This is a genomic window from Pseudoalteromonas sp. S1650 (assembly GCF_005887195.1).
GTDB lineage: Bacteria > Pseudomonadota > Gammaproteobacteria > Enterobacterales > Alteromonadaceae > Pseudoalteromonas > Pseudoalteromonas simplex.
This window is the reverse complement of sequence record NZ_PNDF01000019.1, coordinates 158824-181039: the sequence shown is the minus strand read 5'-3', so window position 1 is coordinate 181039 and position 22216 is coordinate 158824. Positions and strand designations below refer to the sequence as shown.

Below are 22216 nucleotides of genomic sequence, written 5' to 3'. Positions count from 1 at the left end.
ACAAATTGCACAAAGAGAAACTAATGAGAAGAAAATGAGGAAGTAATATTAAAACTTTTTTTGTTTTTCTCTAAAGCGAAGCGTCTCTTATCCTCTTTGTGAATCATAGAAGTGTTGCGCGATATAAAATCGCGCCTACAATTTTACCCCTGACCGCTAGGTATTTTAATTTTCCTGCTCAGCTTCTTGCTGTGCTAATTTTTCGCGTTCTGCCTTTGAGATGTAGGCCGGTTTATTGCTTTTATGCAATTTTGCATTGGCGCGCTTATCTTTTTGCTTAAGTTTAGTGAAGATCTTTTTTCTGCGGTTCATGAGTCTAACAAACGAATTAATAGGGTGAGTGGTTATTGTACCTTGTTGGTATTTTTAAGCGATCTATTTTGCTTTAATTAGAGATGTTATGTCGGCGTTATAAGCGTTACAATCAAGGCGACTTTCTAAAAACCTTCTTAAACTCTGGAGCTTATCTTGAAACATTCATTACTTGCTGCATTTTTATTAAGTGCTTTCTCTAGTCAGGCAACTGTGTCTGAGCAAAGTGAAAAGCTGGCTAGCTACGCGGTAGAGCAATATCAACAAGCGCAAATTCATACCTTAGAGAATTTAGTTTCGTATCCAACGGTAAATAAAGAAGGTCTAGCGACTCCTGATAACCCAGATTTTATTGGCTTTAAGTCGTTCTTAAAAATGAAAGCGGCGCAGTTTGGTTTTGATTATCAAGATTTAGGCTACACAGTGTTAATTGGCATGGGTAACCAAGCTGACAAAGTAACCATAGTAACCCATGGTGATGTGCAACCTGCAGATGCCAGTAAATGGCAGCAAAGTCCTTTTAAAATGGATAAAACCTCTGAGCCAGGAAAGCTAATAGCTCGTGGTACAGAAGATGATAAAGGCGCAATTGCGACTGCACTGCATGCAATGAAGGCGATTAAAGACAAGGGTATTACCTTAAATAACCGTATTGAATTAATGGTTTACCTTGCAGAAGAGTCTGACTGGGCACCACTCGAAGAGTTCATGAAAACCTATCAGCAACCAAAATATGCTGTCACTATTGATGCTTCATACCCTGTGGTTGTTGCAGAAAAAGGCTGGAGCCTAATTGCGCCGACTTTCTCTGCGACCTCAGCACAAACAGGCTTATATGTCAGTGATTTAAAAGGCGGCGCCTTTGTTAGCCAAATCCCTGAAGATGCCAGCGTGTTAGTGCATAACGCTGATGCGGCGACAGTGGCTAAATTACACGACAATGTCGCTAAGCTTAAAAACGTCAAAGTGGCGATGACAGAGCAAGACAATGGCTTGTTAGTCCAAGTGAAGGGGATTTCAGCGCATTCATCTGAGCCAGAAGCGGGTGAAAATGCCATTGCGCACCTTGCAGAAATCTTTAAAGGTATTGATCTTGAGAACAATAGTGATGGTCAAGCCATTGAGTTTATCAATCAACTAATTGGCCTTGATTTATACGGCGCGCAATTCGGTGAAATTGGTTACAAGCATGACTTTATGGGCCCGATGACTGTTTCGCCTACCTTATTAAGCCGCGACGGTAACGACATTAAACTGTCGATTAATATGCGTCGTCCGGTAGGTAAAGAAGAAGCGGTGCTTAAGCAGCAAATTAATGAAGCACTTAGTGCTTGGCAAACCACTAATGGTGCTACGTTAAAAGACACTAAAGTTATTATTGGTACGCCAATGCTGTTAGATGGTGCGCCTCATGCAGAAGCATTACTCGATATCTTTAAGCACTTTACCGGCGATAAGGACGCGGGCTTTGTGTCAATTGGTGGTGGCACAAATGCTAAGCTGTTTGATAATGCGGTGTCATTTGGTCCATCAATGCCAGGTAAAAAGTACACAGGTCACTCAGAGCATGAGTTTATTACTGAAGAGCAGTTAGCACTGAACTTAAAAATGTATACTGCAATGTTGATGAAGCTAGGTAATATGTAATTCTATAAACTGAAAACGCCGCTTTATAGCGGCGTTTTTGTTTAAAACTGGTGACTCATTCCTATTTAGAATTGGGCAACAAACTTAAGGTTATAAAGTTCAGCAGAGCCGCTTTCAGTGTAATTCGCGGTTAAATAGTATTTATCATTAATAAAGTACTTACCTTGTAAAACGAGTTCAGAATCATCCAACCCTGCACCTATGGCATAGTGATCGCCGAAGTAGTAGCTGATCATGGCATTGCTTGCTGAATCATAAAGGCTGTCTTGATGGCCAACATCGACGGTAATGTAATGGCTACCGCTTAAATGATTAAAGTATCTGGCAGAGACATTCCAAACGTCGAGTTCATCATCTGTTTCTGCGCTAAAACCAAGGTAATCCTTATCGTTGATTTGGAGGTTATACTGCGCTTTCAAGCGGAAATAATCATCACCATAGCTACGCACATCCCTATTTACAGAGACTTTTAAGGCATCGGCAAATAAGTAGCCAAGTCCTAGCGTGTAATTGTCTAAATCCCTCACGTCCCTCATATCAGCTACAGCAAACCAGTTGTTAAAAAAATACTCGCCTGATAAACCAATATCGTTGTAATAGTCTCCTCCTGAGTAATTCACTCGAAAGTTTGTATCTGTATCTAGGTAACCATAATCATCGAGCACCCCCGAGCTTTGCTGCTCTTCAAAGTAGTAATGGCTTACTAATTGATAGCCATCAAAGTCATAATAGTCATTATTAATATGAGTGTATTCGATACTGTTGAACCATTGTTTACTTACTTGTTGTTCTGTGGCGATTGAGCAGTTTGAATAAGCAAGTGTTGCAAGAGCGATCGGGGCTAATTTTTTAATCATACATATCCTTGTTGTATTTGGTTTTGCTTCATAAAGATAATACAACGAGGCGGTAAAAAGAATGTAATAAAGTGTTGTGGGTCTGTTAGTTTGTGAAAAGGCCAAGCACTGCTTGGCCTACAGAGATTAATTAAGCGTTGTGGTGAGTGATATTTCGGCATTCATCAGTTTAGAAATAGGGCAGCCTTGCTTGGTTTGCTCACAAAGTTGCTCAAACTTTTCGAGTGAGATTTCTTTTATCTTTGCGCTGACATCAAGTGCAATGTGGCTCACTTCGAAGCCGTCATCAACCTCATCAAGGCTCACTGTTGCTTTGGTCGTTATGTCGTCAGCGACAAAGCCTGCTTCAGTTAGTGCCAGCGATAGCGCCATGCTAAAACAGCTACTGTGTGCCGCTGCAACCAGTTCTTCAGGGTTAGTACCTGGCTTATCTTCAAAGCGAGTGTTAAAGCCAAATGGCTGTTTCTCAAGCGCGCCACTTTGACTAGAAATATAGCCTTTGCCAGATTTAATATCACCAGACCAACTCGTATGTGCAGATTTTTTAATTGTCATCGTCATCTCCTTTGTAAATTTTTTCGACGACCGTGAAAGGCTTTCAGGGTTTTGTGCCGAAAACGGTGAGTTCACGATATAAGTGCAACTTAAACGCCAATATTTCTTTTTGCCTCACGCTTGCAACGTTCTGAGCAGTATTTAACATGCTCCCAGTCACGTTGCCATTTTTTACGCCACATAAATGACCTGTCGCAAACGGGGCAGGTTTTGCTGGGTAAATTCAGCTTTTTATGAGCCATGGCGTTGTCTTTTAAGGCTTATCACATGCTTATGCAGTACGGCTTTTGTGCCACGTTTTACGTCATCACGTTCTCGAAATGACCATAACCGCTCACGTGCTTGTTTGGCTGCGTGTTCAATATCGACCATGGGCTCTGGGTAGTCTTCGCCGAGTTTAAAATTATTAAACAAGGCTTCCATTGGCGGTTGTTGCCATGGCTGGTGGAGATCTTCTTTGGGTAAGTTTTTAAGCTCAGGGCACCATGTTTTTATAAATATACCATCTGGGTCTTTGTCTTCAGATTGCTTTATTGGGTTATACAAACGAATGGTGTTAGTTCCTGTGACCGATGCTTGCATTTGGATTTGTGGGTAGTGAATACCCGGCTCAAAATCTAAAAAATAACGCGATAAAATAAAGCTGACTGATTGCCAATGAATGTTCATATGATGAGTCATAAAGCTGACTAGCATAGCGCGCATTCGAAAGTTAATGTAACCTGTTGCTGCGAGGCAGCGCATGCACGCATCAATAATAGGAATACCTGTTTGACCTTGCTCAAAGCGCTTTAAGTGCTCAGCAACATGTTCATCATCGCGATAAGGGTAGTGCTTGTAGCCCGCATTTTGCGGTGCAAACTCCATGCTGCATTGAGTTTCGAACTTTTGCATAAAATGGCAATGCCAGTGAAGCCTTGACTCGAAAGCATGTAATGAGCGACGCCAGCTTAAAGGCTGCTTTGCTAAATAGTATTTTAGAGTTTGATAAACTTGTCTGAGGCTCAAGTTGCCAAAGGCTAAGTAAGGCGAAAGCCTAGAGCATGAATCTCTACTTTTGGAAGGACTCGAGATGCCACTTTGGTAGTTCTTTGCACGCTCTTCTACAAAGCTCTGTAGGCAAGCTCTAGCTGCATGAGGACCACCATATTGAAACTGCGGGTCGTGCTTTAGAAAATCATCAACACAGGTCGCTGCTTGGTAATTATTGGGCAGTACTGCATTAAATGCTTGCCAATTTGGCGTTACAAGACGTTGGTTCATCACGCCATGCCAATGTGCTTGCCAATCAAACTGTTTTGGCCGCGCTCGTTTTACACCTCCAAGTGGCGTTTCGTGCCATGGAATTGCTTTACTGTTTAGCCAGCGTGTGACCTGTTTATCTCGCTCAAATGCATTGTTTAGGCCTATTTCTTGATGACTATAAACCCCTGCAATATCAAAATCTTCACTGAGGGTTTCTAACAAGGTAATCATTTCTTGATTATAAATGGCGATTTCAGCGTTGTATTTTTCAAGTTGTTGGTTGATGTCTTTTAGTGACTGAGCAACAAAACGCCAGTGCCTTAAGCTGTAATGGGGGTCGTCGAGTAATAGAGGCTCAAAATTATAAATGAGTAAGCAAGGCAGGTCTGATGCAATCGCACTGGCAAGTGGTTGATGATCAGACAGTCTTAGGTCACGTTTGAACCAAACAAGATTTACTTTTTGTTTTTTTGAGTCTGCCATAAACGTGGAGTTGAAAAAGTGTTTTGCTCTTAATACGTAACAAGTTACAACTTCGATTAATTGCTACAACGATCCACAAAGTTTCCACATTTGTAGCATATTGCCCACACACTTTTGAATGATATTCAGATTATGCTTATGGTCAATTGAATGACATAAGAGGTTCGCTATGAAGCATTTATCTGCACTTTCTGTTTTAGCTATTTCGTTGTTAGTCACAGCGCCCGCTTGCTTTGCTCGCGACCATCAAGGCGGTCCACCCCAGCGACCTGACTTTACGACGATTGATATTGATGGCAATGGGGTGATTGATTTTACTGAGTTTAGTGAACAGCCTATGCCAGAAGATATGCTGCAAACCATTTTTAATGACATGGATACTGATCAAAATGGTGAAGTAACTGAAGACGAGTTCAACAACCATAAACCACCAAAACGTAAGGAAAATCAACGATGATCAACAGTGTCTCATCGGGTGCGAATTTTCAGCCCATGCAACGACCGCAAGCAGAGCCGTTAACCAGTGAACAGACAGAGTTAATGAATGAAACTTTAGCTCAGTTTGATCCTGAAAACTTAACTGCAGAAGATGCACAATCTATTATGCAAACATTTAAAGATGCGGGTATTCAACCGGGTCAAGAAATGGAAGCAATTATGGCTGAAGCAGGCTTTGATGCCGCTGAAGTCGGTGAATTAGGTCGTCCTGAAGGTGAGCGTCCTCCTGGTCCGCCACCACCTCCGCCTAGTGGTAACTCACTTGAGCAGGTTGATACTGAAGAAGTTGTCAGTTATTTAGATGAGTTGTTAGCGCAATATTCTGATCAACTGGGAGAAGAAGATAAAGAAGCGATTCTAGCCTCTGTGCAAGAAAAGTTTGGTTTATCTGAAGGTGAATCGCTGTTATCGGTCACAGCGTAAATCACAAAGCGGTCATGATGACCGCTTTTTTATGCTCTGCTAATTACAGTGCTGCAGCAAAAGTCTTTATTTCGTTTTGTGCTGCTTCTAAGCTTTGCTCTGCACCCGGCATCGCAAGACCTTCGGCATAAATAAAATCAACGTCAGTCATACCCACAAAACCAAGTACATCTTTTAAGTATTTAGTTTGTGTATCCATGTCAGTGCCTTGATACAAACCACCACGTGCTGCAAGTACCACCACTTTCTTGTCTGCAATTAAACCTACAGGGCCTTGCTCAGTGTATTTAAACGTAATACCAGCACGGGCAATACGATCAATCCAAGCTTTGAATGTTGATGGAATTCCAAAGTTGTACATTGGCATACCAATAACAATCAGTTCGTTATCGTTAAGTTCAGCAATTAAATCGTCAGAAATTGCAGCAAGTGCTTTTTGCTCATCGCTACGCTCGTTTGCATCAGTCATCCAAGCAGCCATTTCTGTCTGCGTTAAGTGAGCAATCGCATTGTCGCTTAAATCGCGCGTTGTTACTGAAATTTGTTGGTTGTTAGCAAGTTGCTCAACAAATTGTTGGCTAAGTTTGGTTGAATTACCTTGTTCACCATTTAAAGATGAATTTAACACAAGTACTTTTTTCATCATGTCACCTAAGAAAACTGAAGTAGTGCAGCCATTATAATTATCAAAAAATAAATTAATAATGCTATTAATCGAGTGTTATGTTCGTTTTAAGCGAATGAAAGATATGCCTAAGTTTTTTTGAGTTAGTCTTTTTTTGTAATTTAATGTTAATATTGTCGGAACAATAAAAAAATGGACTTTACTATGAAGTACTTACTGCTTACATTTTTTGCAGTGCTGAGCTTAATGCCCCGTGCTGCTGAAAACACGCAACTCCCTGTAGAATCATTCGCCTCTTTACGTGCTTTTAGCCAAGTAAAATTTTCGCCTAGTGGTGAACACATATCGTTTATTCGAAATGTGAATGGTGAGTTGGTTTTAATGGTTTATAACCGCAAAACTAAAGAAGCAGATGCTGTTATTCGTTCAGATAATCACACTATCTTCTTCGATTGGTATGAATGGGCAAATGATGAAGTACTGCTTTTAGGTGCGCGCTATATTCAACGTCAATTTGGCGGCCCTAAATATACATCTACGCGTTTATATGCGTATAACATTGGTGGTGATGGAAAAGCGAAACTGGCTATAAAGCCTAACTTTAATCGTAATGAACGCCAACCGCAATTTGGTGATCAGGTCATCAGCTTTTTACCCGATCAAAAAGATAAAATTTTAGTTCAAGGTGACTTTGATGTTGCCAATGCCCCTGGCGTGTATGAACTTAATTTAAGTACACTTCGTAAGAAAAAAATTCAGCGCTCACGCAGTAAAGTGATTGATTGGACAGCAGACCGCCAAGGTAATGTGCGTATTGCCCTTAAAATGGATGAAGACGAATTCGAATATATTCTTTACGATGAAGATAGAGATAACCGTAAAACGTTATTTAAATATAAAGCATTTACCCCTGATGTAGTGACTGTTTTGGGCTTCGATAAAGACCCTAATATTCTTTATTTCAAAGCTCTTAAAGATGGCTATGATGCGCTTTATAAAATGGACTTAACGACCATGAAAAAAGAGTTAGTGTTCAGCGATGATAACTATGACTTCGACGGTCATATTTTCTACTCACCACTTACAGGTGAAGTAGCAGGCTTTACACACTCTCAATTAGATGAAGGGATCCGTTACTGGAATGAAGATTTAAATAAGCTCTATACAGGTTTACGCGCTGTTTTACCAAAAGATAAATTTGACATAGATATCATTGATACCAGTAAAGATCAGCGCCAATATGTGCTTTATTTAACAAGTGATGATAGTGCTGGAACTTACATGATTGGGAATCGCGATACCAGTGAGCTAACGGTATTTGCAAGCGCATTCCCAGATGTAAATGAAACAGTTTACAGCGGTAAAAAGAAAATCAGTTATAAAGCCCGTGATGGTTTAACTATTGAAGGGTATTTAACTTTACCTGTGGGTTACAAAGAAGGCGATAAACTACCCACTATTGTGTTCCCGCATGGCGGGCCAATGGCTCGTGATTACGCTGGTTTTGACTATTGGACTGCATTACTTGCTTATAATGGTTATGCAGTACTGCAACCAAACTTCCGTGGTTCTAGTGGCTATGGCCATGAATTTGAGATGGCTGCAGTTCAAGGTTTTGGTAAAGAAATGCAAGATGACTTGCAAGATGCGGCGAATTGGCTTGTTGAGGAAGGTATCGCTAATAAAGATAAAATCTGTATTGGCGGGGCAAGTTATGGTGGTTATGCTGCATTAATGGCGGTGGTTAAACACCCAGAAACATTCAAATGTGCAGCAAGCTTTGCAGGCGTTACTGATCTTGAGCGTATTGTTAGTAAAGCGCGTTATTTCACTAATAAAGAAATTGTGCGTAAGCAATTTGGAACTGATGGCGATAAACTTGAAAAGGTTTCACCAGTTAATTTTGCAAAGCAAATTAATCGTCCGGTGCTATTGGTTCATGGCTCTGATGATAATGTAGTGCCTGTTTATCATAGCCGTGAAATGGATGATGAACTTAAAGACGAAGGTAAAGATGTTACTTACATTGAGCTTGAAGATGGCGATCATTACTTATCGCACCAGCCATACAGAATTAAAACGTTGAAAGCGTTTTTAGAGTTCTTCGATAAGAACTTGAAAAACTAGAATTAGCAAAGAAAAGGCGACCTAGGTCGCCTTTTTTAATAACTGATTCTGCGTCAATTTTATTTATAGGCTAATTCAGCATCAATGTTGCGCATTAAGTTGGTAACCCAATTGATATATTGGCGGTGGATTTTTTTGCCATTGTAATCAAGGTTGATCGAATCTTTGTAATCAATAGAGTATTCTTGCTCGTTAAACGTTATATCAACGCGTAATTGGTGTTTACGAATATCAAGTTTACCTAAGATTTGGCCTTCGGCATTTGAACGACACGTCCAGCCTAGTTTCATACATGCTTTTAAAATATTGGTTTTGATACTTTCAAGGTCATGTTGGCCAGACGCCATTTGCGGTACAGGGTTTGCGTCAAAGTTACGAATAGGCACACTGGTGCTACAAGCAGAAAGTGTAAGTAGGGTAAAAAGTGCAAGCGCTGCCTTTTTCATAGTAAGTCCTTTTTGGAAATAAAATCAGCGCGATTATGCGCTTTTTTTACCCGAGGGTCTAGGCATCGGGTAAAAACCACGCACTAATTGCACCAAGTAAGCCTAAGATACTGTAGAAAAAAATTAACTCAGCAGTCGTTAAGTAGGTATTTAGTAAGCCCACGCTACCTAGCAGTAATAATATAACTCCGATCACCGTATTACTAACAGAGACATAGTCAGTGCGCTTGTTTCCTTCAGCCATATCAACAAGGTAGGTCTTACGACCAAGGCGAACCCCTTGATGAGCTACGGTGAGTAAAAAATAACAGAGCGGTAATAGCCAAGACTCATTGAGCGTTTGTGGGCTCAGATAAGCAACTAAATAAACGGCGAAACCGTTGAGGGTGACGAGCATTGCAGCAAACACTAATACCTTGCGGCTCGATAAGTCACTTAGTCGACCCCAGATAGGCGCAGAGACTAAGCTGGCAAGCCCAGAAAGCGCCATAAACGTAGCAAGTAGTGAAAAGTCGAAAGCCTGTTCACTAGCAAGAACGATATAAAACGGGGCGCTCAAAGCAGAACATAGCAACAACGCACGAGTGATAATAAAGTGAGCAAATTGTTTATCTTGGTAAAGCAGTTTTAATTTTGATAAAGCATGCAAAAAGCCGTTTTCAGCGCCCTCGGTTGCGCCCTTGTATTCTTGAATGCGGCTATAACTGAGCGCTGCAAACAGCCACATTAAAGCGGCCAGCATTAAAGCAACATACACCCCATTTTCATAGCCAAGGCTTTGTAGATACCATAAACCAAGACCAAAGGTGAGCGTTGCAAATCCTGCAAAACTCGCAGCAAGACCGCTAATGCTGCCTCGTTGTTGTTTAGGTATGACCTTGCCTAATACATCTTTTGCAGCAATGGAATTAAAGCCACGAGCAAGGCTAAAGATAATCAAAATAGCGATGATAGCAAAACCTGCTGTTGCACCTTGAAGTGTTAAAGCACAAATAAGCATGCCTACAATACACAAAGCTTGCACTATGGCGCCAATCACCCAAACCCACTTTCTAACTGGGAGCCTACGAATAGCACTGGCGATGGCCAGTTGTGGCAACATTGAGCCTGACTCACGAATAGGCACAAGCCAAGCAATAAAACTACTTGGTACATTAATGCTTTGCAGTAGCCAAGGCAGAGTCACTTTAGGGTTTAGCAGGGCATCTGCAAACTTACTAAATAGTTGGCTCACTAATAAAGTAATAAAATTGCCGGGTACCACTTTACAAGCAGCTTCATCAATCGCTTTACAGGCACGGGCATCTTCGGTATTGCTAAGACGTTGATAGATATCTTCTTTACTGAGCTTTTTCATACTGTTTATTTTTATGAAAAAGGGCCGTTAAGCCCTTAAAAATCTTCCTTAGAGTGGCGCTCTGCTAATTGCTCAGCTTCATCACCCCAAGTTCTATTGACTCTACGACCTCGTTTTACAGCAGGGCGGCGCTCAATTTGTTTTGCCCAGCGCATCACATGGCTGTATGACTCAACATCTAAGAACTCTGCCGCATCATATAAATTGCCAAGTACCAAGCTGCCATACCAAGGCCAAATAGCGATATCGGCAATTGAATATTCGCTACCAGCCATGTAGTCATGGTCGCTTAAATGACGGTTTAATACGTCTAGCTGGCGTTTTACTTCCATGGTGAAGCGATCAATTGGGTACTGCATTTTAAATGGTGCATAACTATAAAAGTGACCGAAGCCTCCGCCTAAGTAGGGGGCAGAGCCCATTTGCCAAAACAGCCAATTACGACATTCTGTTTTACTGGCGTGATCGCTTGGGATCAGCGCATCAAACTTTTCTGCCAGGTATTGTAAAATTGCACCTGACTCGAACACGCGAGTAACGGGTGTGGTACTGTGATCCATTAAGGCTGGGATTTTTGAATTAGGGTTAACACTGACAAACCCTGAAGAAAATTGGTCACCATCGCCAATTTTAATTAAAAATGCATCGTAGTCGGCTTCATCAATACCAAGCTCTAATAGCTCTTCGAGCATGATAGTGACTTTTTGGCCGTTTGGTGTCGCATGCGAGTAGAGTTGTAGGTCATGTTTACCAACGGGCAAGTCTTGCTCGTGGGTTGCACCTGAGACCGGACGATTTGTCTTCGCCCATTCACCACCGTTTTCTGCATCCCATTGCCACACTTTAGGTGGCGTATAACTGTCGGTATTACTCATTGAAACTCCTAAATTGTGCTTTAATGAATGTCATTACGAGACTACCATCCTAGTTGATCAGATAGAGCAAGGGAAGTACAGTTATTAATTATGAATAACAAGGAGGATGACATGAAAAAGCATGGTTTAGCCATTGGCCTTGAGCGAAGTGAAATACTTTGAAGACCCGATCATTGCCACTGAGTGGTTACACGAATAAGGAGTTAAGTGATAAAAAACAGTCAATTAAAGGTAGCAACGTTTAATTTATATAATTATTTAGCGCCACCTGACGCATTTTATGATTTTCAGCGCATTTATAGCGCTGAGCAGTGGGCCAAAAAGCAGCGCTGGCTGGCCGATTACCTTAAAAATCAGCAGCCAGACATTATTGGCTTTCAAGAAGTGTTCAGTATCAATGAACTAAAACAACAAGTTAACGCAGAGGGTTACCCTTATTTTGCAGTGGTTGATGAGCCAACGGTGATTGATGACTTTATTTATCGCGATCCGGTTGTGGCCATTGCCTCACGCTATAAAATTATTGCTGTCAGTCAGGTTGAGGCAGAACAAGATGATATTTTAGCGATGGGCTTGAGCGCTAGTTTTAACTTTAGCCGCAGTATTATTCGCGCGACACTTGAAGTACCTCACATAGGACACGTCGATTGCTATGTAGTGCACTTTAAATCTAAACGCAGCATGCTCCATCACCAAGATGATGAAAGCCATAGCGAACAGCAAAACGTAGTTATGCAGCTAAAATCACAAGCCCTTGGGCGCTGGGCATCAAGCATGCAGCGTGGCAGTGAAGCAGCGCTGTTACTCGTTGAAATTATTAAGCGCAGAGCGCACACTAATAACACTGTGATTGTGATGGGGGACTTTAATAATGAGTTACACGATGGTGTGCTTAACCATTTAATCGCTGACCACCTTCGTTTTAGCGGTCATAGCCAAAATAGCCCATCTCGTTCAGAGTTCAAACTACAAGATAGTTGGCAACTCTATCAGCGACATGTTGTCACCGAGAACGACAGAGAAGCGACCCACTATTTTGGCAGTAGCAGCTCAGTATTTGATTATATTTTGTTATCCCGTGAGTTTGATGCCGGGTTTCAGGGTAGCTTTTTTGAAGTAGTTGATTATCACACTTATGATCAGCACTTAATCAACCCACAGTTTGCCTATGATGATCAAAGTACCGACCATGGCGTTGTGATGGTGACAATGAAGTTAAGAGACTAACTTATAGCTTTAAGCTGCAAGTCTTAAGTTCCAAGTTGAAAAACAGTTAATTTTTTACCCAGCCGATACTTAAAAGATATCGGCTGCCAGACGTTACCCGCGTTACCTGATGTTCGCAGATATCAGGACGGAACAATTTGATTCGTGAGCTTTCATAGAGTGGGGCAGAGCAGATAAACTCCCCACCCGAACGCGCTTTTTTGAGTACAATATTAAGCCTGAAATGTTTACCTCTAGCGACTTTATCGGTGTGAGCCGCTATTTCACTGCCCTCAGGAAAACGCAAAATATACATATCAAATTTAATTGGCCAGCGAGCTGTGCAAATTAGCATTTTATCGTAGCCTGAAAGCTGCCGGCCTTTTTCAAAACGAAAGAACTTTTTAAATAGTGAAGGTGTGGTCATTGTTATTTCAAAGCTTTCAGTTTAAAGCTTAGGGCTCTTTTGTTTATCACGCTTTGCCATAATATAACCGATAAATGCGCCGCTGATTGCGCCGAATAAATGGCTTTCGAATGAAATATGAACGCGCTGCGGAAAAACACCCCAAATCAGGCCGCTGTATAACACAACAACCGCAATACTGATTAAAATGGCTTTGAATGAGCGGTGCATAATGCCGTAGCTAATTAAATAGCCCCATAAACCGTAGATAACACCACTTAGGCCTACATGAATATTGCTGCGGCCAAATAGCCATACTAATAACCCACCAACGAGCGCTGTGCCTGCAAACACCAGCCAAAAGCGTTTTACGCTAAATTGGCAAACTAGCCAGCCGAGAATAGCAAATGGCACTAGGTTACTAAAAAGGTGTGCCCAGCCACCATGTAAAAATGGCGCAAAAAATACCCCTGATAAACCAGACATCTGCCTTGGTAATATACCTAAACCGTTTAAATTTATGCCGGGTAGGGAATTAACTATTTGCAGTACCAAGCACACCAGCATAATGCCGAAAATTGCGAATCGCTTACTACTGATAGGAGGAATTTTGACAGTTTTTTTTTCAGTCATGATGGGCAGCTCTTAAATCAATGTGACCGAATGAGTATAACTTATTAAAAGTGAAGGTAAACACCTTGATATGCAAGGTGTTTACTAAAGGTCTAGGGCATGTTGACCTAGTCTAACCTAATTTGGTCAGTAGTTTTTTAGCAGTCAGCTCTGAGCTTGCAGGGTTTTGCCCAGTGATTAGTAGGCCATCTTCAATCGCTAGCTCGCCCCAATCATCAGTATTTTGATACTGACCACCTTGTTTGATTAATTCATCTTCAACAAGTAATGGCACAACATTGGTAAGCTGTACGGCATCTTCTTCTGAATTACTAAAGCCTGTTACTTTTTTATCAAATACCACAGATTTACCAGCGGCATTTTTCGCATTCAGTAATACGGCACTGGCGTGACATACTGCACCGACTGGTTTCTCTGAGTTAAGAAATTGCTCAATTAAGCTAATCGAATCTTGGTTATCAACTAAATCCCATAACGGACCATGGCCACCTGGGTAAAATACCGCATCAAAATCATCGGCTTTAACTTCAGCAAGAGGTTTAGTATTAGCCATTAAAGTTTTTGCCGCACTGTCTTGCTCAAAACGTTTTGTTGCATCGGTTGCCGCATCAGGGGCTGCACTGTTTGGATCAACCGGAGGTTGGCCACCTTTAACAGAGGCTAAAGTTACCTCTACACCAGCATCAATAAAGGCGTAGTAGGGTGCTGCAAATTCTTCGACCCAAAAACCCGTTTTATGGCCTGTATCGCCAAGCTGATCGTGTGAAGTAAGTACCATTAAAATTTTCTTAGCTGACATAGTGAATCCCTTTTTGTGAATTAAACATCGTTGATAAAACTATAGGGGTGAGAGTTGAATTAAACAACGCAGATAAACTTGACTTCATTGGTTTAATAATTGATACAATGATTCAGGTTAGATTAGGAGTTTGTATGAAAGTATCGTTTGAGCAGCTAAAAAGTATGGTGGTATTTGCCCACATTGTGCAGCAAGGCAGCTTAACTAAAGCGGCTCAACAACTTGGTTTATCAAGGGCTGTAGTTAGTTATCACTTAAAGAAATTAGAACAGCAATTAAAGCTCACGTTACTTAACCGCTCAACGCGTACCATGACCCTCACCGAAGCAGGTATGGCTTATTATGAACGTTGTCAGGCTATCACCGAGCACGCTGAAGCTGCTAACTTACACCTTGAGAACTTAAAGAGTGAACCGGTTGGGGTAATTAAATTGAGTTGTCCGGTGAATGTAGGCTTGCAACTTGTGGTACCGGCACTGGCTCAGTTTAAGCGTTTGTATCCGAAAATTGATATTGATTTACAGCTTAGTGATGATGTGGTTGATATCATCAAAGAGGGCTTTGACTTAGCGATTAGAGGCGTGGCCCTTGAAAGCTCAAACTTACAAGCGACTAAACTTGCAAGTATGGCAACTTGCTTATGCGGTTCAGTCGATTACTTTTTAAAATACCCTATACCAAAGAGCATCGCCGATTTAGCAGATCATACATGGGTGGTGTATCAACCAAGTAGTGCTGTTGTCACGCTCGAAAAAGATAAACGCCGTTTTGAAGTGGCTGTTAGTGGTGGCATAAGTACCAATAACGCTGCTGCACGAACTGCCTTTGTAGAAGCTGGGCATGGCTTAGCGAAAATCCCAGTTTATGATGCACTACCCAGGATCAAAGCAGGATTGTTACGCACAATCTTAGATGATTACAAAACTGCTGATATTGAACTTTATGGCGTATTCCCGCCAGGAGCGGCGGGAAGTAAAAAACTGCGGGTTTTACTCGATTACTTGAAGGATTATTTTACTAATCAAGTAGCCACTATGACGATTTAAACAAGTGTGCGATTAAATAAAGCAACGGCTTGTTGATACATGCTGATGGCAAGGGCTGGATCGTATCGGTCGCCTTCGTCGCGCATAAACGCATGTTGGGCGTTCACTTCTTGCCACTGGTAATTAATGCCTGTTGCCACCGCTTGTTTGTAAATTTTAAGGCGGCCTTCTTTTGGTACATGTGGGTCTTGTTTACCCCAAACAAAATGAATTTCACCTTTAATATCTGCCATGCGCTCAAATGAGTTATTACCCGCTTGCGCTGGTAAAGTATCGCTGTGTATATCTGTCGCGTATAAACAAAAAGCGGCTTTGATACTTGGGTTTAATGCAGCACGGTATGCAAGGTGACCACCAATACATACGCCCATCGCACCTACATTCCCTGTGCAGTAATCTTGCTGACGTGCAAATGCAATTAAAGCGTCAGTGTCTGAGTCATGGCTCTCAAGCGGTTTTGCCCATTTGTCGGCATTGCCTTTGTCTTTACCAGCATCATCATAGGCAAGTACTGTCCCAATAGGATTTAACTCATGAAAAACTTCTGGCACTAACACGACAAAGCCATGACCAGCAAGTATTGCCGCAGAGCGTGCAATTGGTGCTGTTTCTTGGAAAATCTCAGAGTAGAAGATAATACACGGGTATTTACCTTCTTCTACAGGGCGATAAATACTGGTGCGCATTGCGCCTGTGTTGGTCGCTATGTCGTGGCTATGGTGCTGAATAATCATGTTTATCCTTGTAAAAAACGGTTTAGCGAATAATACCTCAGCCCCACCTTTTGGACGAGTAAAAGCCCTTGAAATTTATTGATGCTCAGTTAACTCTCTGAGGCAGGATACTGCATACAGCTTGCGTAATAGGTAAGAGTAGCAGGCCAGTCAGAGAAAATAGCCATCACACCCACTTGCTTAGCAAGGACGTCTACCACTTTCATCATTTGCCCATCTTGTTTAATTACACGGGCAATCGACTGGTAATAATAACCACCGCCATTATTTAATGGACCAGAGCGCTCTAAACTCCAAGTAATGATGTTCAGTCCGGCTTGTTTAGCTTTAATAGCATAAAGCGATGGCACGATTTTACCTGACTCATCAAGGCTTAAAAGCATCCACATTGGCGGTGCGATAATGCGTACTCCATCGTCATACAGAGCCTGCATTGATGGCTGCCAAGTTGTTTCATCCATCGCATCAAAGTCTGCTTGCTCATCTCGGCCATCAAGATAAATACTGTTGCTCGCAAATTCAGGGTGATTGTTTAGCCAATACTTCACATCTTCAAGATTAAATGATTGCGGATACACATCATCGCTATTCACACCTAAATCCCGATACTCATCAAGCATTTTTTGCGCATAATCTTGCTGGCTAAAACCGTTAAATGGCATGCTAACTTCTGGGCTTTTTAGCTCGGGTGTCATTTTTACACCTAGTGATTTGAATAACTCAATGCTTTGCTGGTGGGTCATAACAGTGCCACTGTTTGCGTATAAATCAGTGCGCCAGCTTGGTGTACCTTGCATATATTCTGCGACGGTTTTGGCATTTGCATTGGCGCCATCCATTTTAGCTTTTAAGGTTAAAAACTCAGCTTGGGTGATATCGCTGGTGCAGCATTTAGCCTGAGCTGGTTGGCCGCCTTTGGCCGGGGTAAAAGGTTGGCTGCATTTTGCAGCCAACTCAGGAATCGCTAAAATGTTGGTAGTGGTGTGTAAATCACACTGTGAATGGCGACACACGAGTTGTTTGTCTTTAGTAAAGGCGACGTCACATTCAAGTACGCCAGCGCCCATTCTTGCAGCGGCTAAATATGACTCTTTGCTGTGCTCAGGAAACTGCATGGGGGCACCGCGATGACCAATTACAAAATCAGTTTTATAGAAAGGGCCATTAGCGCATGTCGCAAGTTGCTGCTTTAAAGGTCCATCAGTCATCTTGTCGATTAAATAGTAAGGCCTAGCACCCACTTGCACTGCCTGCTCCTCAGGCAGATTCTTACAACCTTGAATAATTAAAACTAAACAACATAAAACCAGTGCGCGCATAACAGCATTCCTCTAATCTAATAGAGTTTAGCCTATCATTGCTCCATGGCAGTTTTATTAAGTTTCTGATTTATAATAAGTGCTAATAAGATAATCGCTGCGCCGATGGTAAGCTTGATGATATCGGCATCACGATTCCATATCACAATGTTAACGATGATCCCTGCTGGGATCAGTAGATTATTCATGACAGCCAAGGCACCTACATTGACGATGGTCGCGCCCTTATTCCAAGCAAAATAACCAAGCCCTGAAGCAATCGTGCCTAAGTAAATTAACACGCTCCATTGTGTCGTTGTGGTGGGTAGCTTACTGGTATCACCAAATAAACCGTAACAAATCAGCGCGACAATTAAAGCGCCAATAAAGAACCAAGCAAACACCCGAGAGTGGGGGAGCTGCTCATCTTGCATTAAACGTTTGTAGGTTACTTGCCCAGTGGCAAAGCAAATATTGGCAGCCTGCACCATTAACATACCAATAAGGTAGTTCTCATCGACGCCTTCATAGCGAATAGCAACGGCGCCTAAAATAGCCAGTAATGCGGCGAATAAAAACTTGGCATTAAAACGTTTTTCAAGCAAATCGTTTAACAAAGTGATGTAAAGTGGCGTCATTACCGTGAATAGCAGTACCTCGGGCACGCTAAGGTACAAAAACGAATGGTAATAGAAGCTGTACATCACACCAAGTTGTACTGCGCCAATTGCCATGAGCTTTAGGGCTAAGGCTTTAGGAGTTTTACGCCAGTGTAAAAAGGGCAAAAATACGCAAGTTGCCAAGCCAATACGCATTAATACACTAAACCATGCATCCACTTGGCCTGCTAAATAGACACCAATAAGACTAAACGAAAAAGCCCAAAGCAGGGTTACAGCAAATAAGTAGGTCATGTTTGATTAATTTGTCATTTTAAAAATTGCACTATAACAAAAAGCCCGCATTAATTGCGGGCTTTCATCATTTTGCGAATAATTTTAGATTATTCAACTAAACCACGACGCTTTAATAGTGCGTCTGTTGTTGGTTTTTGACCACGGAACTCAATGTAGCTTTGCATTAAGTCGCGGCTGTTACCTTTTGATAAAATCTCTTTACGGAAATTATCACCGTTTTCACGTGTTAAACCACCTTCTTCAGTCATGTGTGCAAACGCATCTGCTGCGAATACTTCAGTCCAAAGGTAAGCGTAATAACCCGCTGAGTAACCACCGGCAAAGGTGTGGCTGAAGTAGCAAGACTTATAGCGTGGTGGTACTGGGTAGTAAGCAATACCGTGCTTGTCTAATGCATCATGTTCAAACTTTTGAACGTCTGTAACGTCAGCATCAACACCAAATGAGTGCCATTCCATATCAAGCAGTGCCGCAGCTAAATACTCAGTTGTATCAAAGCCTTGGTTGAATTTTTGTGACTCAAGTACTTTATTTAAAAGCGCTTTAGGAATTGGCTCACCTGTTTTGTAGTGCTTGGCATAGTTTGCCAGTACTGTTGGTTCAATATTCCAGTCTTCGTGTGCTTGTGAAGGGAACTCAACAAAGTCACGAGCAGTGGCTGTACCCGCTAAGCTTGGGTATTTAACGTCAGAGAATAAACCGTGTGCAGCGTGACCAAACTCATGGAACATAGTCGTTACTTCAGAGAAAGTCATAAGTGTAGGTTGACCTTCAGCTGGCTTAGGAATGTTCTGTGCGTTGTAGATCACAGGCATAGTGTCTTTAAGACCGCTTTGGCTAACATAGGCACTCATCCAGGCACCACCACGTTTACCTTCACGTGCGTAAGGGTCCATGTAGAATAGGCCAATAGCGCTACCGTCTTCGTTAAATACTTCAAACACCATGACGTCTTCGTGATAAACCGGTAGGTCTTTACGCTCTTTAAAGGTAATACCGTAAAGTTTATTCATCGCAAAGAATAGACCGTCGTGGATCACTGACTGCATTTCAAAGTAAGGCTTAACTAAAGCTGGGTCTAAGTCGTACTTCTCTTGGCGAACTTTTTCAGCGTAAAACGCCCAGTCCCAAGGTTGAAGCGCAAACGTTTCACCTGACTTTTTGATTACTTGTTGGATTTGCTCTGCTTCTGCTTCTGCTTTAGCAACCGCTTTCGGTGCTAAGTCATCAAGGATGCCGTAAACATTTTCAGTTGTTTGCGCCATACGATTAGTCATTACATACGAAGCCCAATCTTTATAACCAAGTAATGCCGCTTTTTCTGCACGTAGCTTAGTTTCTTTGATGATGATAGGGCTGTTTGTTGCTTGTGCACGCGTTGAAGACGTTGTCCAAATCTTTTCACGAAGCTTGCGGTTTTCAAGGCTTTGTAAGATAGGTTGGCGAGTCGTGTTCACCAATGTGATCATGTAACCTTCTTTACCTGCTTTTTTGGCAGCAGCTGCAAGGCTTGCAATTTCACCTTCAGATAAACCCGCTAATTCACTTTTATCTTTAACTAAAATCACATCTTCTTTGAATGACTTTAAGATGTTTTGTGAAAACTCAGTTGAAAGCTTGGCAAGCTCTGCGTTGATTTCACGCATTTTTGCTTTTTCAGCTTCAGTTAGTTTTGCACCTGCGTTAACGAACTTTTTGTAGTAGTAATCAACAAGACGTTGATCTTCAGCATTTAAAGACGCTTTGTTGTCGTAAATGCTTTGTACGCGAGCAAATAAAGCTTTGTTTAAGTAAATGTCATCAGTGTGAGCTGACATAATCGGCGCCATTTTCGCGGCGATACGTTGGTACTCACTGTCAGAGATTAAACCCGATAGATTAAAAAATGCCGCAGACGTACGGTCTAATAGCTCACCAGAGTACTCCATAGCAACAAGGGTATTTTCAAATGTTGCTGGTTCTGGGTTGTTTGCAATCTTTGCAATTTCAGCTTTTTGCTGTGCGATGCCTGCTTCAAACGCTGGCTCGTAATCTTTGGTCGAAATTTTATCAAACTCAGGGGCCATGTATTGTAAAGGGCTTGGCTTGAAAAGAACGTTTTCAACATTAGCTGTTTGTGTTTCAGCGGCAGTTTCAACTTGAGTTTGAGTGTCGGCTTGTTGTGAACTACAAGCAGATAATAAAAGCACACTAGCAATCGTAGTTGCTACTAAGGTCTTACGCATGAGAGCTCCAAAAATGTGGATAAATCTTTTCTAACTTATCAAATTTTTGGCTAGAAACAATCAAGTTTGTCGTCTGAATGGGGAATTTGAACGCAAATAATGTGATGGAGGGGATAAATGTGCGTAAAAAGCCATCAATTGTGTATTAATGGCTCACTTAAGTAAAAAGTGGCACTAGCTGCCAGTTTAAATCTTGTTGGTAATAAATCACCATAGGTTAGTTGTAACCCAACACAAACTTTCTCTCTGAGCCAAAGCTTTCTGGCATAGCGTTGCCAAACTCTTTGTTAATTAAAGTCAGTGAGTGTTCTTGCTCAGCAAGTAAGTTTAAGATGCGGTTACGGTACTCTAAACTTGATTCAAATAAGTTTAGATCGACCAAGGGTTGTAAAGTGGCAAGTTTTTGTGTGAGCGTCATTTGTGACATTGTGTTCTCCTCGTGCTATTCAAAGCCTGTGAAACCTCAAGCTCTCTCTATGTATATAGCAGCTGTAGTCTAAAATAGTTAATAATTAGCGCATATTGCGCATAAAGAACTTAGTATTTACCAAGTTTTCACCTATTATGCCGTGCTAAACTTAGTCACAACTGAATCAAACTCATTTTTTACTAGGAATGTTAATTTATGACCCTTGCTGATCTGCAATCTGCACTATCGTTTGTCTTGTTCACCTACAACGATGTGCAAATTACTGTACTAAAAGTAATTCAAGTACCTTTGGTACTGTTTTTAATGTGGTTTGTGGTCACCTGGATTGGTCGATTAATTAAAAAAGCATTGCAGGCAAAAAACCTAGGCCCTGACACAGTTCACCTGTTCACGCGTATTTATCTTGTCGTTACTATTGCTGTGCTCGTGTTTACCTCGCTTGAGGTACTCAATATTCCTCTGACGGCGTTTGCATTTGTTTCTGGTGCCATTGCTATCGGTGTTGGTTTTGGTGCGCAAAACATTATTAATAACTTTATTAGTGGTTGGATATTAATGTGGGAGCGGCCAATTCGTATTGGTGACTTTTTAGAAGTAGGCACAGCAAAAGGGGTTGTCGAGACTATTAATACCCGTTCAACCCGTATCCGTCGTAACGATGGTGTGCATATGCTGGTACCTAATAGCCATTTATTAGAAAACACGGTAACTAACTGGACCTTAATTGACCGTAATGCTCGTTCGTTTGTAAATGTTGGCGTTGCTTATGGTTCAGATGTGGTATTGGTTGAAAAGCTGATGAAGCAAATTCTTAATGAGCATCCAGCCATTTTAAAAACACCTGCATCGTCAGTATTGTTTGATGACTTTGCTGATAGCTCTTTAACTTTTAGCGCTATTTTCTGGGTATGTGCTGAATCAGAAGCACCGCTTCGCCAAGTGCGCAGTGAGCTGCGTTTTAGCATCTATAAAGTATTTGCTGAAAACAACATTACTATCGCATTCCCGCAGCGCGATATTCATATTGATGGTGAAATTGCTTTAACAAGGCGTAACAGCCAAAAATAAAAAA

24 protein-coding genes are annotated in these 22216 nt (G+C 41.6%); 7 read left to right on the top strand and 17 right to left on the bottom strand.

What is annotated here, in order from left to right; all coding sequences use genetic code 11:
• Positions 1–165: 165 nt before the first annotated feature.
• Positions 166–312, bottom strand: a complete 147-nt coding sequence (locus CWB80_RS06235; protein ID WP_082389188.1) for a DUF2986 domain-containing protein — start codon at positions 310–312, stop codon at positions 166–168.
• Between the two features lie 156 nt (positions 313–468).
• Between CWB80_RS06235 and CWB80_RS06230 the strand changes: the two genes are divergently transcribed.
• Positions 469–1959 carry a dipeptidase gene (locus tag CWB80_RS06230; RefSeq protein ID WP_138601381.1) on the top strand — a complete coding sequence of 497 codons (1491 nt, stop codon included), beginning with the start codon at positions 469–471 and terminating at the stop codon, positions 1957–1959.
• Positions 1960–2024: 65 nt separating this feature from the next.
• On the opposite strand, the gene CWB80_RS06225 is transcribed toward CWB80_RS06230, so the two are convergent.
• The 4 genes from CWB80_RS06225 to CWB80_RS06210 form a co-directional block, all read right to left on the bottom strand.
• Complete coding sequence (locus CWB80_RS06225; RefSeq protein ID WP_138601384.1) at positions 2025–2816, bottom strand: putative porin; 792 nt, start codon at positions 2814–2816, stop codon at positions 2025–2027.
• Positions 2817–2942: 126 nt separating this feature from the next.
• Positions 2943–3371: an OsmC family protein gene (locus CWB80_RS06220; RefSeq protein ID WP_054551814.1), complete on the bottom strand. Its 429-nt coding sequence runs from the start codon at positions 3369–3371 to the stop codon at positions 2943–2945.
• Positions 3372–3460: 89 nt separating this feature from the next.
• Positions 3461–3613, bottom strand: coding sequence for a DUF2256 domain-containing protein (locus CWB80_RS06215; RefSeq protein ID WP_138601387.1), 153 nt, complete (start codon positions 3611–3613; stop codon positions 3461–3463).
• The gene (locus tag CWB80_RS06210; protein WP_138601390.1) at positions 3603–5099 is read right to left on the bottom strand and encodes a cryptochrome/deoxyribodipyrimidine photo-lyase family protein; all 1497 of its coding nucleotides are present in this window, start codon (positions 5097–5099) and stop codon (positions 3603–3605) included. Before CWB80_RS06210 ends, CWB80_RS06215 begins: the two co-directional genes overlap by 11 nt.
• A 169-nt stretch (positions 5100–5268) precedes the next feature.
• Between CWB80_RS06210 and CWB80_RS06205 the strand changes: the two genes are divergently transcribed.
• A complete protein-coding gene (locus tag CWB80_RS06205; RefSeq protein WP_054551812.1) occupies positions 5269–5556 on the top strand; it encodes an EF-hand domain-containing protein in 288 nt (95 codons plus the stop codon).
• Positions 5553–6020 carry a hypothetical protein gene (locus tag CWB80_RS06200; protein WP_138601393.1) on the top strand — a complete coding sequence of 156 codons (468 nt, stop codon included), beginning with the start codon at positions 5553–5555 and terminating at the stop codon, positions 6018–6020. Before CWB80_RS06205 ends, CWB80_RS06200 begins: the two co-directional genes overlap by 4 nt.
• Before the next feature lie 43 nt (positions 6021–6063).
• Here the strand turns inward: CWB80_RS06200 and CWB80_RS06195 are convergent, their stop codons facing one another.
• Positions 6064–6663, bottom strand: a complete 600-nt coding sequence (locus tag CWB80_RS06195) for an FMN-dependent NADH-azoreductase (RefSeq protein ID WP_138601395.1) — start codon at positions 6661–6663, stop codon at positions 6064–6066.
• A 186-nt stretch (positions 6664–6849) separates the two neighbouring features.
• On the opposite strand from CWB80_RS06195, the gene CWB80_RS06190 reads away from it, so the two are divergent.
• Complete coding sequence (locus tag CWB80_RS06190; protein ID WP_138601398.1) at positions 6850–8772, top strand: alpha/beta hydrolase family protein; 1923 nt, start codon at positions 6850–6852, stop codon at positions 8770–8772.
• Positions 8773–8831: 59 nt separating this feature from the next.
• Here CWB80_RS06190 and CWB80_RS06185 read toward each other — a convergent pair whose 3' ends face one another.
• Genes CWB80_RS06185 through yghU form a run of 3 tightly spaced genes read right to left on the bottom strand, consistent with a single transcriptional unit; the run spans position 8832 to position 11450 of the window.
• Entirely contained in the window at positions 8832–9218 is a 387-nt protein-coding gene (locus CWB80_RS06185) for a hypothetical protein (RefSeq protein ID WP_054551808.1), read from the bottom strand.
• Between the two features lie 58 nt (positions 9219–9276).
• Positions 9277–10575, bottom strand: coding sequence for an MFS transporter (locus CWB80_RS06180; RefSeq protein ID WP_138601401.1), 1299 nt, complete (start codon positions 10573–10575; stop codon positions 9277–9279).
• A 35-nt stretch (positions 10576–10610) separates the two neighbouring features.
• On the bottom strand, positions 10611–11450 hold the full coding sequence (gene yghU / locus CWB80_RS06175) for a glutathione-dependent disulfide-bond oxidoreductase (protein ID WP_138601404.1): 840 nt from the start codon (positions 11448–11450) through the stop codon (positions 10611–10613).
• A gap of 207 nt (positions 11451–11657) precedes the next feature.
• On the opposite strand from yghU, the gene CWB80_RS06170 reads away from it, so the two are divergent.
• On the top strand, positions 11658–12677 hold the full coding sequence (locus CWB80_RS06170; RefSeq protein ID WP_138601407.1) for an endonuclease/exonuclease/phosphatase family protein: 1020 nt from the start codon (positions 11658–11660) through the stop codon (positions 12675–12677).
• Between the two features lie 46 nt (positions 12678–12723).
• Here the strand turns inward: CWB80_RS06170 and CWB80_RS06165 are convergent, their stop codons facing one another.
• The 3 genes from CWB80_RS06165 to CWB80_RS06155 form a co-directional block, all read right to left on the bottom strand.
• Positions 12724–13083 (bottom strand): 2OG-Fe(II) oxygenase family protein, encoded by a 360-nt coding sequence (locus CWB80_RS06165; RefSeq protein ID WP_138601410.1) that lies wholly within the window; start codon positions 13081–13083, stop codon positions 12724–12726.
• Positions 13084–13104: 21 nt separating this feature from the next.
• Positions 13105–13695: a rhomboid family intramembrane serine protease gene (locus CWB80_RS06160; protein ID WP_138601413.1), complete on the bottom strand. Its 591-nt coding sequence runs from the start codon at positions 13693–13695 to the stop codon at positions 13105–13107.
• Between the two features lie 112 nt (positions 13696–13807).
• Complete coding sequence (locus CWB80_RS06155) at positions 13808–14494, bottom strand: type 1 glutamine amidotransferase domain-containing protein (protein WP_138601416.1); 687 nt, start codon at positions 14492–14494, stop codon at positions 13808–13810.
• A 134-nt stretch (positions 14495–14628) separates the two neighbouring features.
• Here CWB80_RS06155 and CWB80_RS06150 point away from each other — a divergent pair, with 134 nt between their 5' ends.
• Positions 14629–15540: a LysR family transcriptional regulator gene (locus tag CWB80_RS06150; RefSeq protein WP_138601419.1), complete on the top strand. Its 912-nt coding sequence runs from the start codon at positions 14629–14631 to the stop codon at positions 15538–15540.
• Here CWB80_RS06150 and CWB80_RS06145 read toward each other — a convergent pair.
• The 5 genes from CWB80_RS06145 to CWB80_RS06125 all read right to left on the bottom strand — a co-directional run bounded on the left by CWB80_RS06145 (position 15537) and on the right by CWB80_RS06125 (position 21141).
• Positions 15537–16274: a dienelactone hydrolase family protein gene (locus tag CWB80_RS06145; protein WP_138601422.1), complete on the bottom strand. Its 738-nt coding sequence runs from the start codon at positions 16272–16274 to the stop codon at positions 15537–15539. The genes CWB80_RS06150 and CWB80_RS06145 overlap by 4 nt on opposite strands.
• An 89-nt stretch (positions 16275–16363) precedes the next feature.
• Entirely contained in the window at positions 16364–17593 is a 1230-nt protein-coding gene (locus tag CWB80_RS06140; RefSeq protein WP_138601425.1) for a glycerophosphodiester phosphodiesterase family protein, read from the bottom strand.
• A gap of 35 nt (positions 17594–17628) precedes the next feature.
• The gene (locus CWB80_RS06135) at positions 17629–18486 is read right to left on the bottom strand and encodes a carboxylate/amino acid/amine transporter (RefSeq protein ID WP_138601428.1); all 858 of its coding nucleotides are present in this window, start codon (positions 18484–18486) and stop codon (positions 17629–17631) included.
• Between the two features lie 89 nt (positions 18487–18575).
• Positions 18576–20714 (bottom strand): M3 family metallopeptidase, encoded by a 2139-nt coding sequence (locus CWB80_RS06130; RefSeq protein WP_054551797.1) that lies wholly within the window; start codon positions 20712–20714, stop codon positions 18576–18578.
• Between the two features lie 217 nt (positions 20715–20931).
• Entirely contained in the window at positions 20932–21141 is a 210-nt protein-coding gene (locus CWB80_RS06125; protein ID WP_054551796.1) for a hypothetical protein, read from the bottom strand.
• Positions 21142–21339: 198 nt separating this feature from the next.
• Here CWB80_RS06125 and CWB80_RS06120 point away from each other — a divergent pair, with 198 nt between their 5' ends.
• Positions 21340–22212, top strand: a complete 873-nt coding sequence (locus CWB80_RS06120) for a mechanosensitive ion channel family protein (RefSeq protein WP_054551795.1) — start codon at positions 21340–21342, stop codon at positions 22210–22212.
• Positions 22213–22216: the final 4 nt, after the last annotated feature.